Source organism: Cupriavidus pampae (assembly GCF_914271485.1).
Classification (GTDB): domain Bacteria; phylum Pseudomonadota; class Gammaproteobacteria; order Burkholderiales; family Burkholderiaceae; genus Cupriavidus; species Cupriavidus pampae.
Genome location: NZ_CAJZAG010000010.1, coordinates 199,411 through 213,616 on the forward strand (window position 1 = coordinate 199,411; position 14,206 = coordinate 213,616).

Annotated in this window: 11 protein-coding genes; 4 read left to right on the plus strand and 7 right to left on the minus strand. The window is 64.4% G+C overall.

Annotated elements, in window-relative coordinates; genetic code table 11:
- Window positions 1–34 precede the first annotated feature (34 nt).
- Window positions 35–1,921: a phosphogluconate dehydratase gene (gene edd / locus LDO41_RS24930; protein WP_223993176.1), complete on the plus strand. Its 1,887-nt coding sequence runs from the start codon at window positions 35–37 to the stop codon at window positions 1,919–1,921.
- Here the strand turns inward: edd and LDO41_RS24935 are convergent.
- The 4 genes from LDO41_RS24935 to LDO41_RS24950 form a co-directional block, all read right to left on the minus strand.
- Window positions 1,882–2,766, minus strand: a complete 885-nt coding sequence (locus tag LDO41_RS24935; protein ID WP_223993178.1) for a mechanosensitive ion channel family protein — start codon at window positions 2,764–2,766, stop codon at window positions 1,882–1,884. The two genes, edd and LDO41_RS24935, sit on opposite strands and share 40 nt — an antisense overlap.
- Before the next feature lie 406 nt (window positions 2,767–3,172).
- The gene (locus tag LDO41_RS24940) at window positions 3,173–4,429 is read right to left on the minus strand and encodes an MFS transporter (RefSeq protein ID WP_223993179.1); all 1,257 of its coding nucleotides are present in this window, start codon (window positions 4,427–4,429) and stop codon (window positions 3,173–3,175) included.
- A 112-nt stretch (window positions 4,430–4,541) separates the two neighbouring features.
- Complete coding sequence (locus tag LDO41_RS24945; RefSeq protein WP_223993180.1) at window positions 4,542–6,134, minus strand: peptide chain release factor 3; 1,593 nt, start codon at window positions 6,132–6,134, stop codon at window positions 4,542–4,544.
- A gap of 42 nt (window positions 6,135–6,176) precedes the next feature.
- Window positions 6,177–7,175: a YihY/virulence factor BrkB family protein gene (locus tag LDO41_RS24950; protein WP_223993181.1), complete on the minus strand. Its 999-nt coding sequence runs from the start codon at window positions 7,173–7,175 to the stop codon at window positions 6,177–6,179.
- 157 nt (window positions 7,176–7,332) lie between these two features.
- Here LDO41_RS24950 and LDO41_RS24955 point away from each other — a divergent pair, with 157 nt between their 5' ends.
- Window positions 7,333–7,494 carry a hypothetical protein gene (locus LDO41_RS24955; protein ID WP_223993182.1) on the plus strand — a complete coding sequence of 54 codons (162 nt, stop codon included), beginning with the start codon at window positions 7,333–7,335 and terminating at the stop codon, window positions 7,492–7,494.
- Window positions 7,495–8,276: 782 nt separating this feature from the next.
- Window positions 8,277–8,666: a hypothetical protein gene (locus LDO41_RS24960; protein WP_223993183.1), complete on the plus strand. Its 390-nt coding sequence runs from the start codon at window positions 8,277–8,279 to the stop codon at window positions 8,664–8,666.
- A 117-nt stretch (window positions 8,667–8,783) separates the two neighbouring features.
- Here LDO41_RS24960 and LDO41_RS24965 read toward each other — a convergent pair whose 3' ends face one another.
- From LDO41_RS24965 to LDO41_RS24975, 3 genes are all read right to left on the minus strand, one after another.
- The gene (locus tag LDO41_RS24965) at window positions 8,784–10,172 is read right to left on the minus strand and encodes a sigma-54-dependent transcriptional regulator (RefSeq protein ID WP_223993184.1); all 1,389 of its coding nucleotides are present in this window, start codon (window positions 10,170–10,172) and stop codon (window positions 8,784–8,786) included.
- 92 nt (window positions 10,173–10,264) lie between these two features.
- The gene (locus LDO41_RS24970; protein WP_223993186.1) at window positions 10,265–10,783 is read right to left on the minus strand and encodes a hypothetical protein; all 519 of its coding nucleotides are present in this window, start codon (window positions 10,781–10,783) and stop codon (window positions 10,265–10,267) included.
- Between the two features lie 566 nt (window positions 10,784–11,349).
- Entirely contained in the window at window positions 11,350–12,696 is a 1,347-nt protein-coding gene (locus tag LDO41_RS24975) for an NCS2 family permease (protein WP_223993188.1), read from the minus strand.
- A gap of 356 nt (window positions 12,697–13,052) precedes the next feature.
- On the opposite strand from LDO41_RS24975, the gene LDO41_RS24980 reads away from it, so the two are divergent.
- On the plus strand, window positions 13,053–13,262 hold the full coding sequence (locus LDO41_RS24980; RefSeq protein WP_223993190.1) for a cold-shock protein: 210 nt from the start codon (window positions 13,053–13,055) through the stop codon (window positions 13,260–13,262).
- Window positions 13,263–14,206 lie beyond the last annotated feature (944 nt).

The window sequence follows — 14,206 nt, forward strand, 5'->3', positions numbered from 1 at the left end:
CGCTGAGAGTTCCCCGCATCGCTGGAGAACAATAATGTCCCGACATACCGTGCTCGAACGGGTCACGGCCCGCATCGTGGCCCGCAGCGCCGCCACCCGTCAGGCGTATCTGGAACGCACGCATGCCATGGCTGGCCAGAAGGTCGAACGCGCCAATCTTTCGTGTACCAACCTTGCGCACGCGGTAGCCGCGATGCCCGACGACGCCAAGTTCCGCCTCAAGGCGCAGGAGCGCCCCAACCTCGCCATCGTGTCCGCCTACAACGACATGCTGTCGGCCCACCAGCCGCTGGCGGCATATCCGCAATGGCTCAAGGAGGCCGCGCTCGAAGCGGGGGGCACCGCGCAGTTCGCGGGCGGCACGCCGGCCATGTGCGATGGCGTGACGCAGGGGCAGGACGGCATGGACCTGTCGCTGTTCTCGCGCGACGTCATCGCGATGTCCACCGCGGTGGCGCTGTCGCACCAGATGTTCGACGGCGCGCTCTACCTCGGCGTCTGCGACAAGATCGTGCCGGGACTGGTGATGGGTGCCCTGTCGTTTGGCCATTTGCCGGCCGTGTTCGTGCCAGCGGGTCCGATGACCACAGGCATCGGCAACGAGGAGAAGGCCCATATCCGCCAGTTGTTCGCCGAGGGCAAGATCGATCGCCAGGGTCTGCTCGAGGCCGAGACGAAGTCTTATCACGGCCCGGGCACCTGCACGTTCTACGGCACCGCGAACTCCAACCAGATGCTCATGGAGATCATGGGCCTGCATCTGCCCGGCACCGCGTTCGTCAACCCCGGTACGCCGCTGCGCGAGGCCCTCACGCGCGAGGCCGCGCGCCAGGCGCTGCGGATCGTCCACGGCGGTGAGCGCTACACGCCGGTAGCGGACGTGCTCGATGAGCGCGCTTTCGTCAACGGCATCGTCGGGCTGCTCGCCACGGGTGGCTCGACCAACCACACGCTGCACCTCATCGCGATGGCACGCGTTGGTGGAATTCAACTGACGTGGGACGACTTCGATGAACTGTCGGCCGCGGTGCCGCTGCTGGCGCGTGTGTATCCGAACGGCAAGGCCGACGTCAACCAGTTTCAGGCCGCGGGTGGCCTCGCGCTCGTGATTCGTGGCCTGCTGGCTGAAGGGCTGCTCCATGACGACGTGACGACGATCGTCGGCCAGGGGCTCGACGCCTATACGCGCGAACCCATGGTGCGTGACGGTGGCGTGCAGTGGCATGACGGACCGACAGCTTCGCTCGACGACACCATCGTGCGTACGTTCGACCAGCCGTTCTTGCCCGATGGCGGCATCAAGGTGCTCGACGGCGCGTTGGGCCGCTGCGTGATCAAGACCTCGGCGGTCAAGCCCGAGCATCAGGTCGTGGAGGCGCCCGCGATTGTCTTTGAAACGCAGGACGACGTGCTGTCGGCATTCAAGCGTGGCGAACTCGAACGCGACTTCGTGGCGGTGCTGCCGTGGCAGGGGCCCGCTTCATGCGGCATGCCCGAGTTGCACAAGCTGACCCCGACGCTGACGTTGTTGCAGGATCGGGGCTTTCACGTTGCGCTGGTCACCGATGGCCGCATGTCGGGCGCGTCGGGCAAGGTGCCGGCGGCTATCCACGTCTGCCCCGAGGCGTTAAACGGTGGCGCGATCGGCCGCGTGCGAACCGGCGATATCGTGCGCGTCGATGCGCCGGCAGGCGTGCTGACCGTGCAGGTGGACGAAGCCGAGTGGCAGGCCCGCCAACCCCAGCGACCGGATCTTTCACGCAACTGGCATGGCGTGGGGCGCGATCTGTTCAGCGGTTTCCGACGGCATGTCGGCACTGCGGAGACGGGTGCCTGCGCGTTGTTCGCCGCGGAAGGCAACGAAAATACCGGCGCATCCAGTCACGCAGAAACGGGTACGCTTTTGGCTCGCGGGAGCTGAAGCGGCAGCTCCCGCGTAGGCACCCTCACCTCCTGCACCGGCACCGCGATCTCGCAACCCGCCGCGTGCAGGACCGGTTTGAGTCTGGCGAAGAACGCGTACTGCACGTTCCAGAAGTCGGCGTTCGAGGTCCAGTAGCGCGCGTCCAGCGTGATGCCACGATCGGTGTAGCGCACCACCATGACTTCGGATTTCGGCTCCGGCAGCAGGCGGGATTCGGCATCGAGCATCGCGCGCAGTGCGTCCAGCCCTCGCTGTACGTCGCTGTCGAAGGTGACAGTGACCTCGATATCCATGCGTCGCGTGACATTCTCGCTGTAGTTCGTGATGGCGCTGCCCCATAGCTTGCTGTTGGGCACGCGCAGGCAGACGCCATCGAACGTTGTCAGCTCGGTCATGAAGAGCCCGGTCTCTCGCACAGTCCCGGCCACGCCCTGCGCATCGATGTACTGCCCCACGCGAAACGGCCGCAACAGCACCAGCATGATCCCCGCCGCGATGTTCTGCAGCGTGCCCTGCAGCGCCAGCCCGATGGCCAACCCGGCCGCGCCGAGCATGGCGATGATGCTCGCGGTCTGCACGCCGAACTGCGACAGCACCAGCACCACCGTCAGCACGCGCACGACCCATTGCGCAGCACTGGCCAGCAGTGGCCGTAGCGTGTCGTCGACGTGCGTATGCTGCAGCGTGCGCCGGATGGCCTGCGCGGCGCGCGCGGCCAGCCACCATCCGCCCACGAGAATGGCAAGCGCGGCCAGACAGTTGAGGCCCTGCTGAACCGCGAACTGCGTCAGATAGGCCCAGGCGGCTTGCACCTTGTCGGCATCGAGGAAAGTCATGTTCATGCGGCACGCTCCGGAAAAGTCGACTCCGGTGCCTGTTGCGAAGGACGTGCCAGCGCACATCGCGCCGTGATGGAATTTGCCCGCATGGGGACGCCATCGGCCGCAAAGCGTACCCGTTTCTGCGTGCAGCACAGATCGTGCACGCGCCGCCGCGCTGAACGCGCACGCGCGACACCCATCGCTGCGGCGCGCGGACGTGCGTAGTCATTACAAGAGGGGACGCACACCCTGTGAAGTTACTGCATTGCCGCCACCATGGCCGTAATCCGGTCGACGGACGCCGCCGTCGTCGCGCCGGATGGTCACGCAGAAACGGGTACGCTTCAGGTTCGCGAACGGCAGGAGTTCGGCGCGTGTCGCTCGGAACGAGGACGTTACGCGCCTGACGTGGGCGTGCTCGGCACGCTCAGCGTGCGACGCCCACGTGCTCGTGCAGACGATCGCGCGAGGCCAGCGCCGGGAACAACCGCATCCAGGCGCCCACCACGAGAATCGTGCCGATGCCACCGAGTAGCACCGCTCCCACGGGCCCGAGCCATGCCGCCGTGACACCCGACTCAAACTCACCGAGCTGATTCGAAGCACCGATGAAGACCGAGTTGACCGCGCCGACGCGCCCGCGCATGTCGTCGGGCGTGTCGAGCTGAACCAGCGTCTGACGCACGACCACGCTGATCATGTCGGACGCGCCAAGCACGACCAGCGCCCCCATCGAAAGCGGTAGCCATTGCGAAATGCCGAACACCATCGTCGCGGCGCCGAACAGCGCCACGGCACCGAACATCACGCGGCCGACGCGCCGGTTGAGCGGATGGCGCGACAACCAGAGTGCCATCACCAGCGCGCCAATCGCCGGCGACGAGCGCAGCAGCCCAAGGCCCCAAGGGCCCGTATGCAGGATGTCGCGCGCGTAGATCGGCAGCAGCGCCGTGGCGCCGCCAAGCAGCACGGCGAACATGTCGAGCGACACCGCGCCCAGCAGGATCGGGTGGCTGCGGATATAGGTAAAGCCCGCGAACACCGTCTTGATCGATACCGGCGCGGTCAGGCGCGCCGCGGGTTGCCGCAGCTTGAGCGAGGCCACAAGCACTGCCGCGATCGCAAACAGTACGCCGGCGATCGAGTACACCACGCCAGGCCCCGCGACATACGCAAACCCGCCCAGTGCCGGGCCGATGATGATCGCGGTCTGCGCCGCCGAACTGGCAAGAGCGATCGCGCGCGGCAGAGCCTTCGGCGTGACCACGCTCGGCAACAGCGCCTGCAGCGTGGGAGTCTCGAACGCGCGGCACGCGCCCATCAGCGCGACGAAAACGAAGATGTAATCGCGATTGATCCAGCCCGTGAAGCTGGCCAGCGCCATGCTGATCGCCAGCACCGCCTCGAGGCCCTGACAGGTACGCACAATCACGCGCCGGTCGAAGCGGTCGGCCACATGCCCCGACATCAGAATCAGTACGATCGATGGCAGAAACTGCACCAGCCCAACCATGCCGAGCATGAAGGCGTCGCGCGTCAGGTCGTACATCTGCCAGCCCACCGCGACGGTGAAGATCTGGTACCCGATGGTGGTGCAGAGGCGGGCGAACCAGTAATGACGAAAGGCGGGATCGCGGGAGACGGACTCCGGCGCATCGGCCGGAAGCGGGGCAACGGTGGACATGAGGGCAGGAAGGCGCCGGCAAAGTCCCGAATTTTAGCCGAGCGCCCTCACGCCGGGGCGGGCGTCATGTATCAGGTCCGATACATGACGCCAAAAGCGCCTCAATTGTCTCTTAAACGATCTCGCGCGTTTCCATGAACTTCAGGTTCGGGAAACGTTCCTGCGTGAGCCGCAGGTTGACCATGCTCGGCGCCAGATAGACATGGTCGCCGGCACCATCGAGCGCGACGTTGTGACCAGCCTTGTCGATCAGCTTCTCGATCTCGGCCGGGTCACCCTTGAGCCAGCGCGCGGTGGCGCACTCGTGCGATTCGAAGATGGCGTCCACGCCGTACTCGTGCTCGAGCCGGTGCGCCACCACGTCGAACTGCAGGATGCCGACGGCGCCCAGAACGAGGTCGTTGGAACCCAGCGGGCGGAACATCTGCGTGGCGCCTTCCTCGGCCAGCTGCTGCAGGCCCTTCTGCAACTGCTTCACCTTGAGCGGGTTGTTCAGGCGCGCGCGGCGGAAGAACTCCGGCGCGAAGGACGGAATCCCGGTGAACTTGAGACCTTCACCCTCGGTAAAGACGTCGCCGAGCCGGATCGTGCCGTGGTTGGGCACGCCGATGATGTCGCCCGCGAACGCTTCCTCGGTCGTGTTGCGATCCTGCGCCATGAACGTGATGGCGTTGTTGATCGCCACGGTCTTGCCCGCCGACACGTGCAGCAGCTTCATGCCACGGTCAAAGCGGCCCGAGCAGACGCGCACAAACGCAATGCGGTCGCGGTGACGTGGGTCCATGTTCGCCTGGATCTTGAACACGAAGCCCGTGAATTTCTGCTCCTCCGGCTCCACCACGCGCGATTCGGTCTGACGTGCCAGCGGCGGCGGCGACAGCTCGCACAGTGCATCCAGCAGCGACTGCACGCCGAAGTTGTTGATCGCCGAACCAAAGTACACGGGCGTCTGCTTGCCCGCGAGGAACGCTGCCTTGTCGAACGTGTGCGACGCACCGCGCACGAGTTCGACCTCGATGCGCAATTCATCGGCCTGCGACCCCAGCAGGCGGTCGACCTCCGGGTTGTCCAGCCCATCGACAATCGCCGCCGTACCCTTTTCGCCGTGCGGGTCGAACAGCTGCACCTTGTCGTCGATCAGGTGATACACGCCGCGGAACGCCTTGCCCATGCCGATCGGCCAGGTCATCGGCGCGCACTGGATCTTGAGCACATCCTCGATTTCATCGAGCAGCTCGATCGGCGAGCGGCCCTCACGGTCGAGCTTGTTGATGAACGTAAGAATCGGCGTATCGCGCAACCGGCAGACGCCGAGCAGCTTGATCGTCTGCGCCTCCACGCCGTTCACCGAGTCGATCACCATCACGGCCGAGTCGACCGCGGTCAGCGTGCGGTACGTGTCTTCCGAGAAGTCCTCGTGGCCCGGCGTGTCGAGCAGGTTCACGATGTTCTCGTCCACATCGGGACGCGAACGATACGGGAACTGCATCACCGAAGAGGTCACCGAGATGCCGCGCTGCTTCTCGAGCTCCATCCAGTCGGACGTGGCGTGGCGGTCGGCCTTGCGCGCGCGGACCTCCCCCGCGACCTGGATGGCGCCACCGAACCACAGCAGCTTTTCGGTGAGGGTGGTCTTGCCCGCGTCCGGGTGGGAGATGATGGCAAAGGTGCGACGACGCGCAATTTCGGATACGAGCGAGCTCACGGCAGCGGGATCAGGGAGGCTGAAACAGGAAAGGGCGCCATTTTACCGGTTCGCGGGCGCAGCGGGCGGCGCAGCACCTGTTGCATTCGGATGCGACGGATCCGTGCCACGCAAACTGCCGAACTGAAGCGCGTATTGCCGGGTCAATTCGGCACCGAAAAAGAAGATCTGCGCCGAGTAGTAGATCCACAGCATCAGCGCCACCACCGAGCCCGCCGCGCCATAGGACGACGCCACCGCGCTATTGCCGAGGTAGATGCCGATCAGCCGCTTGCCTACCGAGAACAGCAGCGCCGTGATGATCGCGCCCATGATCACATCCCGCCAGGCGATGCGCGCGTTGGGCAGCATCTTGAATATCACCGCGAACAGCATCGTGACCACCGCGAACGCAAACGTCGCCGAGATCACTTCGGCCACAGGCGCGAACCACGAGGCGGTCCACAACTGCCCCCAGAAGCGGTCCACCACGGCCAGCGCCGCGTTGACGACCAGCGACACCAATAGCATGAAGGCGAGCGCCAGCACGATGCTGAACGACAACAGGCGCGCGCGCAGCAGCGTCTTCCAGCCGGCACCCAGGGGCGGCGGGGCTTTCCAGATATCGTCCAGACTGCTCTTGAGTTCGGCGAAGGCGCTGGTGGCGCCAAGAATGAGCACACCGAACGCGATGACCGCGGCCACGCCGCCACCGCCCGCGCGATGCGTCGCCGCCAGAATCCCCTGAATCGCGGCGGCGCCCTGCTCGCCGACCAGTCCGTTGATCTGCGCGAAGATCTCGCCGCGCGCGGCTTCCGCGCCAAAGAACAAACCCGCGATCGAGATCACGAGCACCAGGATCGGTGCCAGCGAGAACAGCATGTAGAACGAGAGAGCCGCGCCCTTGCTGGCCGCGCGATGGTCGAGCCAGTCGCGAACGGCCGCCACGACCACGCGCACGGTACGTGCGCCGGTATGCCGGTCGGGCAGCCAGCGCCCCCGCCGTGGCGACGGCGGTGATTGGGATGAAGGTCGCGGGTCCTGCCGGTCTGGGGGTGCCATGCGATATGCCGTCCTGTGGGAGCCTGCGTTCATGATACTGCCCATTGCCACACGGGGAAGGAGTGAGCGGGCGAGCGGCGCCGACGCGACCTGCTAGAGTGAACGCATGCGTCACGCGGCCAACGCGCGGCGCAAGACCGCCACCTGGAGACCATCCGTGATTCGCACAACACATGCAGCACGCGGGGCCATAGCGGTCCTGACCGTCTGCCTGCTGGCCCTGGCGGGATGCGACCGCAGCCAGCCCAAACCCGGTCCCAAACCGATTTCCGGCACCATCACGCCGCCTGCGGCGAGCGCGCCGGCCGCCCCGCGCTGACGGCGCGTACCCGTTTCTGCGTCAAACGCGTGTTTCAGCGATGCAACCGGATGCACGGCGTCCGCGCGGTCACCTGCGCACGAACGCCGCACATCCCCTTCGATGCGAGCGTCCACTCTTGTTGTAACGCTTTCTCGGCGTGCCCACACGTATGCAATCGACGGGCACTGACGGGCGCGCGCGATGCCCTTTCTGCAAGCGGATGGCCCCTTGCTTCCCACCGGGAATGCGGGCATCACGCCGCGCGACACCGACTAGGCACTTTCATCCGGCGAACACAACGCGCGGGCGTTTGAGAATTTGCGTAACAACCGCGAAACCGATCGCGGCGCGAATCGGCCCGTATCGGCGCCCGCCCCGCACCTGCGTCGACGGACCCCGCGCCCGCTAAGCGTTTGCGGGCATTGGCACGCTTGTCGCTCTATTGCGATTGGGAGCAGTCTCGAGTCCACGATAACAACATCAAGAGAACGCAGGAGAGGACATTGCCATGCGTCATCCGCCAGCGCGAATGACGGCCCGCCGGCGATCCCATCGACTGGCCGGTCCGCCGCCGTCGGTGCAGGATTTGCTGTCCGCGCCGCTATTGCCATTCCCCCACGCCGCCGTCCATCCGTCGCCATTCTGCGCCGCGTCCAGTCGCGCGCTGGCCGCGCATGCGAGTCGCATACGCGCATCGAAGTAGCAGCCCCGCAGTGGCGGTTCCAAAACAAGCCGCCCAGCAAGATTCACGTGCTCCGTCCCCCGGCGGGCACCTTTTTCCAGCAAGGGAGGGAGCCATCATGAATGCCAGACTCATTGCCGCCGCGGCGCTGGCCCTGCTCTCCGCCGCGGCCACGCCCGCACTGGCGGGCAGCTACGCCTATTTCGACCGGCCGGATGCGATCAATCCGAACAGCCATGCCGCGGTAAGCAACGATATCTACGTGCGTAGTTTCGGCTGGGCATGGGGCGATGTGAAATACGGCCGTGACGAGTCGACCGTGCCGGCCAACGAGCGGCAGGCGCGTGAAAGCGTGATGGATCCGCACGATCTGTCACCAGGCCAGCTCGCGCCGCAGAACAACTCGCAGCCGCGCGTACCGCGCGGCAAGATCAGCATGAACCTCGCGGCGCATGAGCCGGGCGACGAGCCCGGTCTCGCGACACTGCCGCGACGCAGCGCGCGCTAGCCCACCGCTGCCGCTATGCACGGTGGTGGGTCACACGGGGAGCCGGCGAGCGGACGTCGCCGGCTCCTCCGTAGCGCGCATGTCCGAGCGCTGGTTCCGCCCGGGTTCGCGGGTCGTCTACTCTCCCGCGGCCGCACCCGCGCTTGCACCGGCCTGCATGTCGACGCGGATGTTGTGCTTGTGCATGAGGCGATATAGCGTCACGCGCGACACGTTGAGTTCGCGCGCCGCGGGTACGACGTGAAAGCCATGACTGGCCATCACAGTCCGAATCGCCTCGCGCTCCGCCTCTTCGCGAATCGCGTCGAGGGTTTTGCGTGGCAACTCCGCGCCACCATGCAGTTGCAGATCCTCGGCCGTGATCTTGCGATTGTCGGTCATGACGATCGCACGCCGCACGCGGTTGATGAGCTCGCGCACATTGCCGGGCCATGTGTATTGCATCATGGCCTGCGTCGCGCACGCGGAGAAGCCGCGAATACGCCGGTGCGCCTCGTGACCGTGCTCCGCCAGCACCGCGTTCGCCAGCAGCAGGATGTCCTCGCCACGTTCGCGCAGCGGTGGAATCGTCAGCGTGAGCACGCACAGGCGGTGGAACAGGTCGGCGCGGAAGCGGCCTTCAGCCTGCGCCGCCACCAGGTCCACGTGCGTGGCCGAGATGATGCGCAGGTCGAGCGGAATTGACTGATGCCCGCCCAGACGCGTGATCATGCCCTGCTGCAGGAAGCGCAGCAGCGCCACCTGGCTCTCGAGCGGCAGATCGCCGATTTCGTCGAGAAACAGCGTGCCGCCCTGCGCCTGCTCGATCCAGCCGATCTTGCGCTGATTCGCGCCCGTGAACGCCCCTTTCTCGTAACCGAACAGCTCCGACTGCACGAGGTGCGGGGGAATCGCGCCGCAATTGATCGCGACGAAGGGTCCCTTGCGTCGATTCGACGATTCGTGAATGGCCTGCGCCGCGAGTTCCTTGCCAGTCCCCGATTCGCCCGAGATGAATACCGGCGCATCGTTGTGCGCAACCTTGGCCAGCGAGCGGAACATCATGCGAATGGGCGCGCATTCGCCGATCATCGGCCCGTGCGCGACGTGTTCGACCACGCGCGCGCCATGCAGGCTGGCCATGCCATGCGCGTGCTTGAGCGTATAGAGCAGTTCGTCGAACGAGAACGGCGTGCGCACATAGTCCACGCAATAGTCGCGAATCAACCGACGCACGCGTTCGTCCTCGAGCATGGCCGTCGACGTGATGGCCACCCACATCACATGCAGATGCTGCAGGCCCTGTTCGAGTTGCGTGAGTTCCGCATCGGTGTAGGTGGCCTGCAGATCGATGATGCCGGCCATCGGCGCGCTGCCGCGCACCACGCGTTCGAGGTCGCGCACCTGCTGGACACGCCGGATCTCCCATCCGGTGCCAAACTGGTTCGCGCTGAAACCAAAATCTTCGTACCGCGACACGAGCACGATCTGTGCGGAGCGTGTCGACGCCTTGCACAGTCGGTCCATGACGCTCTCCCTGACGTTGGGCTTCTTGTTGATGACGGCGGCAGTCTCGGACTCCACCGACGGGGGATGCGCCCCCGTACGCAACGTTGGGATCACGGTCTGGACGGACTGCGGGATTGTTCGTCGAGGACGCTGCGATAGTCGCGCCCCGATTGCAGTTCGTCGCGGATGCGTCGTCGGACCATGTCCTTCTCGCGCATCAATTCCACGCTCGGCGCCTCCGGCGTCTGGCCGGAATACTGCAGATACAGCGCTTTATATGTCAGCTGGCTCAGAATCCATTCCTGCAGCAGCTTGCGCTGGCGTGCCACCTCGATGGCAAGTACCCGGTGCCGATGCAGCAGTCCTTCCACGGCGCCGCGCACGCGCGGCGACAGGTCCGGCTCTTCCGCCAGCAACGCGGCGAGATCGGCCAGCGTGTGTTCTTCGTGCCCGGATTCCTGCCCTGCATCCTGCCCTTGTTCTTGCTCTTCGCGTCGCGCGTCCCGGAGGGCGAGGTCACCCTTGGTCGCAGCAGATTCTCCCAGCGCAGCCCAGGCGCGGTGTATGGATTGGTTGGCGGATTCACTGATGGGCCCGATGTCCGGACGCCGGATCTCTCCTGCGGTCATGATCTGTTCCCCGTTGCACAACACCCCCGGCACTACACTTTCGCGATTACCACTTCTTCTCTGGATTCTGGCGTTATTGTTGATCGGCGCACATCGTCGGCGCGCTCTGCGTCTGGTGGTGGCGAAGCCGTCTCGAATGGCGGTCTGACGGTCTGGCGTGTGTTCGCCTTGCCTGCGGGCGAATCTGTATGTATTGCGAAGGAATGTCTGCCCCATTCCAACCGAGTCCGCAACCGGAAATCTGTGCTCAAGAGAGCTGATGTAATAGGTGCGGAGTCAAGAAAGGGCGCTCTTACGCGCCCCGTTTGCCACGCCTCTAGTTGAGTGCATTTGTGCCCGTTTGTCCAGCCCGTAGTGGGCGCTTTCAGCCTTATCTCATACTTTTGTATGAGAGCGAAACGCCGCTTCACCATTCGACCGCAAGGTAAATGAGCACTTACATTTAATGCGTTAGCGTTCACCGCATGGCGCTTTGATCGACGCAGAAACGGGTACGCTCGCGCACGTTTTTTACCCGCTCCACGCTCGCAGAAACGGGTACGCTTGCCGAGCGCGATGTCGCCGCGTCAATGACCGGGCAAGTAGTAGAACTTGAAAACGAAGACCACCGCGATGATCCATACAATGATCGGGACATCCTTCGCGCGTCCCGTCAGCAGCTTGAGCGCCGCGTACGTGATGAAGCCGAATGCGACACCGTTGGCAACGGAGTAGGTGAATGGCATGCCTAGCGCGGTCAGCACCGCTGGCACGGCTTCCGTCACATCGTTCCATTCGATGTCGACGAGCTCGCGCAACATCAGGCAAGAGACGTAGAGCAACGCGGGCGCGGTCGCGTAAGCGGGCACGGTACCGGCGAGCGGTGCGAGGAACAGGCATGCGAGAAACAGCACGGCCACGGTGACCGCGGTAAGGCCCGTTCGGCCGCCCGCCTGCACGCCCGAGGCGCTTTCGATGTACGCGGTGGTGGATGACGTGCCCAGCAGGGAGCCCGCCATGATCGCCGTGCTATCCGCCATCAAAGCCTTGTTGAGGCGATCCATCTTGCCCGCCTTGAGCAGGCCCGCGCGATTGGCGACGCCCATCAGTGTGCCGGTGGCATCGAACAGCTCCACGAGGAAGAAGACCAGCACGACGTTGATAATGCCGATCGACAGCGCTGCCGAGATATCGAGCTTGAATAGCGTGGGCGCAAGCGACGGCGGCATCGAAACGACACCGTGGAACGCGTTGCCGCCGAAGAGAAAGCTCAGGACCGTGGTGAACAGGATGCCGATGAGGATCGCGCCTTTCACGCGCAGACGCTCGAGCGCGACGATCGCGAGAAAGCCCACAATCGCCATCACGGCGGCCGGCTGATGTAGATCACCGAGCGTCACCATGGTGACCGGATTTGCAACGATGATGCCGGCGTTCTTCAATGCGATGATCGCGAGGAACAGTCCGATGCCCGCGGTAATCGCCACGCGGATCGCGTGCGGAATGCCGTTGACGATCATCTCGCGGATGCGCACGAGCGTTACCAGCAGGAACAGGCAGCCCGATATAAACACCGCGCCGAGTGCGGCTTCCCATGGCAGGCCCATGCCCTTGACGACGGTGTATGCGAAATACGCGTTGAGGCCCATGCCGGGCGCCATACCGATAGGGTAGTTCGCGTATAGCCCCATGATGAGCGTGCCAATCGCGGCGGCCACGCAGGTCGCGACGAACACCGCATCCTTCGGCACACCGGCATCGCCGAGGATGCTCGGATTGACGAAGATGATGTAGGCCATTGTCAGGAACGTCGTGATGCCCGCGAGCAGTTCCGTGCGGACGTTCGTGTCGTGCTCGCGCAACCGGAAGTAGCGTTCGATCCAGGACGAAGACGCAAGGGACGCGTCCGGTGTCGGGGGCGCGGATAGTGGCATGGTTGGAGGACTCCGAGTTGTCGATCGCGGTCGCTCGACGGCGGTGGCGATTCCGTTGCACTGACAATAGCAACGAACACGCGCACGAGCGAGGTGCACGCGTGAGCGAAAAGGGCGCAATCATCCCACGTGTGGCGCCGTACGGCACCCCGCGACCTCGGGAATCACCCTACCTTGACGCTCCGGGGCATCCCTCGTATAAAATGCCCGGCAGATTCAAGCGACGAGGCAACAGCGCATTCGTTTGCCACCGTCTTGGTATTTCGGTTGTCCATGGTGTCCTTTCCTTGAGTTGGCAGTACGGTGGCGAGAAGCGCCATCGATTTCTTCATTTTTTTATTTGGAAAGCAAAGACCATGTCCGCTCAAACCGGTATCGTGAAGTGGTTCAACGACGCAAAGGGCTTCGGCTTCATCAAGCCGGACGCCGGCGGTGACGACCTGTTCGCCCACTTCTCGGAAGTCCGCGTGGAAGGTTTCAAGTCGCTGCAGGAAAATCAACGCGTGTCGTTCGAAGTCAAGAACGGCCCGAAGGGCCTGCAAGCCGCGAACATCACGCCGGTATAAGTCGTTCGAGCCGGCGCCTGCGCGGCGCCACCGAACACGGAAAACCCTGCCCCAAGCGGCAGGGTTTTTTTTCGTCCATAGGTTTCGCCACCCCTCCACGGCCCCGCTTGTCGCGCGACGGTTCGCAGAAACGGGTTCGCAGAAACGGGTTCGCTTTCGCTAGTTCGCACGCAGAAACGGGTACGGCACGCTTGTCGCGGATCGCTCGGAAGCGCTGCGCGCATCTGAAAACCTCCTTCTCCAGCAAAATTATTTCGCGCAGAAACGGGTACGCTCTGGCCCGGCTCGCGACCAATCGCGCACGCAGAATCGGGTACGCTTTTGGGGTGTCATCGCCCGCAAAGCCACTGTGGGCAACGTTATCCCCGCAGAATCGGGTACGAAAGCGACGGCGGGGACGCCTTGCATCCCGCGTTCGCGACGCTGCGCAGAAACGGGTACGCTTTGCCACCCCGTCGAGACGCTCTCCCTTCCGCAGAATCGGGTACGCCCGGCGTATACCTCGCCGGTATACGTGTCGGTATACGTAAACCCAATGGGCAAACGTCGCGCAGAAACGGGTACGGTTTTGAAAACGCGATCGCGGTTTACGTCCGTATACAGTGAGTGCTGGCTCGGGCGGAACCCGCGCGTATACGTATACGTCGGCGCGCACGCCACAATCTTGCCCGCGCCAGGCACGCAGAAGTAGGTACGCTTGGCGATTTTCGGATGACGAAATGTAGCGCAGAAATGGGTACGCTTTGGGCCGCAATCCGGCCGGGGGCCTGGTTTCGCAGAAATTGGTACGCCGCAGAAACGGGTACGCTTCGAGGTGCTGCGGGGTGCCAACCTCGGCGACGCAGAAGTAGGTACGGTCAGCGCGGAGACTTGCGCAGAAACGGGTACGCTTCAGGCAGAAAGCCACGCGAATGCGTACTCGATTCTGCGTGGATAACCCGGTT

Excerpts from the sequence above, each read along its gene's own strand:
- edd (WP_223993176.1), top strand. The coding sequence starts at position 35 with ATGTCCCGACATACCGTGCTCGAACGGGTCACGGCCCGCATCGTGGCC.
- LDO41_RS24935 (WP_223993178.1), bottom strand. The coding sequence starts at position 2,766 with ATGAACATGACTTTCCTCGATGCCGACAAGGTGCAAGCCGCCTGGGCC.
- LDO41_RS24940 (WP_223993179.1), bottom strand. The coding sequence starts at position 4,429 with ATGTCCACCGTTGCCCCGCTTCCGGCCGATGCGCCGGAGTCCGTCTCC.
- LDO41_RS24950 (WP_223993181.1), bottom strand. The coding sequence starts at position 7,175 with ATGGCACCCCCAGACCGGCAGGACCCGCGACCTTCATCCCAATCACCG.
- LDO41_RS24960 (WP_223993183.1), top strand. The coding sequence starts at position 8,277 with ATGAATGCCAGACTCATTGCCGCCGCGGCGCTGGCCCTGCTCTCCGCC.
- LDO41_RS24965 (WP_223993184.1), bottom strand. The coding sequence starts at position 10,172 with ATGGACCGACTGTGCAAGGCGTCGACACGCTCCGCACAGATCGTGCTC.
- LDO41_RS24970 (WP_223993186.1), bottom strand. The coding sequence starts at position 10,783 with ATGACCGCAGGAGAGATCCGGCGTCCGGACATCGGGCCCATCAGTGAA.
- LDO41_RS24975 (WP_223993188.1), bottom strand. The coding sequence starts at position 12,696 with ATGCCACTATCCGCGCCCCCGACACCGGACGCGTCCCTTGCGTCTTCG.
- LDO41_RS24980 (WP_223993190.1), top strand. The coding sequence starts at position 13,053 with ATGTCCGCTCAAACCGGTATCGTGAAGTGGTTCAACGACGCAAAGGGC.